Below are 429 nucleotides of genomic sequence, written 5' to 3' on the forward strand. Positions count from 1 at the left end.
CGGCCGGATATGATTATCTTCCGGTAGCGGGCATTCTCCCATTCTTTGACCCACAGTCTATGACGCTGCTGATAGCGTTCTATTGTATATTGAGATTTGAACCGTTTCTTAGAACCAAAAACAACGCTCGCTACTTCTGTACGAAGGTGCTTTTGTTTATCTTCAAGGCGGTGTAACTTTCCAGCTAAAAAGCCAAGCTTCGTTTGCAAACGTTTGATATGAACATCTACATACCCATGTTCAAACGCATAGGCATGGTAGTATAGGTCGGTTTTCTTTTTTCCATGCACCGCAAATAAGGTACCATGTTGTTGCTCTTTTCCGTTATGGGGAAACGAAGGTTTTCCTTTGACGAAGGACTGCTTGATTTTCTTTAACTTGGTCAGTTTTGCTTTTTCGGTCTTCATTTTCCGTTTCACGGATTGGATT

General features: G+C 42.0%; 1 pseudogene. It reads right to left on the reverse strand.

Annotated features, from left to right (window positions below):
- Positions 1-407: pseudogene (locus AAHB12_RS31375) on the reverse strand (IS200/IS605 family accessory protein TnpB-related protein); the annotation flags it as partial.
- Between the last annotated feature and the right edge of the window lie 22 nt (positions 408-429).

The sequence above is a fragment of the Bacillus sp. OTU530 genome (assembly GCF_038440375.1).